Origin of the sequence: Mesorhizobium sp. M1A.F.Ca.IN.020.06.1.1, from assembly GCF_004023265.1 — a bacterium.
In the GTDB taxonomy this organism is placed as follows: Bacteria; Pseudomonadota; Alphaproteobacteria; order Rhizobiales; family Rhizobiaceae; genus Mesorhizobium.
The window spans coordinates 1-2368 of sequence record NZ_RZSR01000924.1; the positions used below are offsets into that span (position 1 = coordinate 1).

The 2368-nt window shown below is 66.3% G+C and carries 3 protein-coding genes; 2 read left to right on the forward strand and 1 reads right to left on the reverse strand.

Annotated features, from left to right (window positions below; genetic code table 11):
* Both EOA60_RS29085 and purH read left to right on the forward strand, forming a co-directional pair.
* Positions 1 to 254, forward strand: a 254-nt coding sequence (locus tag EOA60_RS29085) for a heparinase II/III family protein (protein ID WP_206628304.1), incomplete at its 5' end; no start/stop codon positions are given.
* A 96-nt stretch (positions 255 to 350) separates the two neighbouring features.
* Positions 351 to 1967 carry a bifunctional phosphoribosylaminoimidazolecarboxamide formyltransferase/IMP cyclohydrolase gene (gene purH, locus EOA60_RS29090; RefSeq protein WP_095824167.1) on the forward strand — a complete coding sequence of 539 codons (1617 nt, stop codon included), beginning with the start codon at positions 351 to 353 and terminating at the stop codon, positions 1965 to 1967.
* 177 nt (positions 1968 to 2144) lie between these two features.
* On the opposite strand, the gene EOA60_RS29095 is transcribed toward purH, so the two are convergent.
* The coding region (locus tag EOA60_RS29095) for an MFS transporter (protein WP_206628305.1) at positions 2145 to 2368 on the reverse strand (224 nt) is incomplete at its 5' end.

Consider the following 2368-nt stretch of genomic DNA (forward strand, 5'->3'; position numbering starts at 1 on the left):
TCCATATCCATCCCGACATCGGCCTGCTGCACGACGAGCAGGGCCGCCTGACCCTGGCGGCCTCCCAGGGCGACACCTGGGTTTTCACTTGTGCCGAAGTGGCGCCGGAAATCGAGGAATCGATCTATTTCGCCGGGCTCGGCGGACCGCGCCGCAGCCGGCAGATCGTGCTTGCCTTCAAGGCCTCGGAGATCGCCGAGGTGCACTGGCAGCTGACGCGCGCCGCCGTCGCCGGCTATCCCGAGAACAACTGATTCGCGGCCAAGGAACCCGAGTTGCGCGCTTGATTTCCGAGCCTCATATGCTACGGCCCGCGAACGTTCCCAACCAGCCTTGAAAGGCCGCCAGCCATGGCCGTCCCCGCCAAGAACATTCCGGCGCCCGACCTCGTTCCGATTCGCCGCGCGCTGCTTTCCGTTTTCGACAAGACCGGTTTGATCGACTTTGCCAAAGCCCTTGCCGCCGCCGGCGTCGAGCTGGTCTCCACCGGCGGCACCGCGAAGGAGATCGCCGCGGCCGGCCTGGCCGTACGCGATGTTTCGGAGCTGACCGGCTTTCCCGAGATCATGGACGGCCGCGTCAAGACCTTGCATCCCTCAGTGCATGGCGCCCTGCTCGGCGTGCGCGACGACCCAGAGCACGCCAAAGCGATGCACGACCACCACATCCAGCCGATCGACCTCGTCGTGTCCAACCTCTACCCGTTCGAGGAGGTCCGCCGCTCTGGCGCCGGCTACGCCTCGATCGTGGAAAACATCGACATCGGCGGCCCGGCGATGATCCGCGCCTCGGCCAAGAACCACGCCTATGTCGCCATCGTCACCGACCCTGCCGACTATGCCTCGGTGCTCAACGCGCTCGAGATGAATCTCGGCTCGCTGTCGCTCGATTTCCGCAAGAAGCTGGCGGCGAAGGCCTTTGCCCGCACCGCGACCTACGATGCGGCGATCTCCGGCTGGTTTGCCGACACGCTCGAAATCGAGCATCCGACCTGGCGCGCCTTTGGCGGCCGTCTGGACCAGGTGATGCGCTATGGCGAGAACCCGCATCAGGGCGCCGGCTTCTATCTCTCCGGCGACAAGCGCCCGGGCGTCGCGACCGCCAGGCAGCTGCAGGGCAAGCAGCTTTCCTACAACAACATCAACGATACCGACGCCGCCTTCGAGCTGGTCGGTGAATTCGATCCGACCCGGTCAGCGGCGATAGCCATCATCAAGCACGCCAACCCGTGTGGCGTCGCCGAGGGCGCGACGCTGAAGGCGGCTTACGCCAAGGCGCTGGCCTGCGATCCGGTCTCGGCCTATGGCGGCATCGTCGCCATGAACCGCATGCTCGACGCCGAGGCAGCGGAAGAGATCGTGAAGACCTTCACCGAGGTCATCATCGCGCCCGATGCCACCGATGAGGCCGCGGCGATCATAGCGGCGAAGAAGAACTTGCGCCTTCTGGTCACCGGCGGTCTGCCCGACCCGCGCGCCGACGGCACGGTCGCCAAATCGGTCGCCGGCGGGCTGTTGGTGCAAAGCCGGGACAATGCGGTGGTCGACGACCTCGAGCTCAAGGTGGTGACGAAACGCGCGCCGACTCCGGCCGAGATGGCCGACCTTAAATTTGCCTTCCGCGTCGCCAAGCACGTCAAGTCGAATGCCATCGTCTACGTCAAGGAGGGCTCGACCGTCGGCATCGGCGCCGGCCAGATGAGCCGCGTCGATTCCTCGCGTATCGCCGCCCGCAAGGCGCTCGACGCTGCCGAGGCGGCTGGCCTGGCCGAGCCGCTGACCAGGGGTTCGGTCGTCGCTTCCGACGCCTTCTTCCCCTTCGCCGACGGCCTGCTGTCGGCCATCGAGGCCGGCGCCACGGCCGTGATCCAGCCCGGCGGCTCGATGCGCGACGAGGACGTGATCGCCGCCGCCGACGAGCACGGCATCGCCATGGTGTTCACCGGGGTGCGGCACTTCAGGCATTGAGTGCCCTTCTTCCCTTCTCCCCTTGTGGGAGAAGGTGGATCGGCGCTTAGCGCCGAGACGGATGAGGGGTGTTCCAGCTTGGCAATGCGCTTGAAATTGCCGCCGCCTCATTCCGTCCAGCACCCCTCATCCGTCGCCTTCGGCGACACCTTCTCCCACAAGGGGAGAAGGAGAGCGCTATTCCACCGGCTTGTCTGCCGGATATGGCGTCCTGACCAGGATTGCCATGCCGAGGCCGAGGAACAGCGCGATCACCGCCATGCCGAGCCGTGCCGAGCCGCTGGCCAGCGTGATCGTCGACACCAGGAACGGCGCCAGGAAGCTCGTTGCCCTGCCGGCCAGCGCGTAGATGCCGAAATAGCGGCCGGACTCGGCGGCCGTGACGCTGCGCGCCATGTAGG

Excerpts from the sequence above, each read along its gene's own strand:
- purH (WP_095824167.1), top strand. The coding sequence starts at position 351 with ATGGCCGTCCCCGCCAAGAACATTCCGGCGCCCGACCTCGTTCCGATT.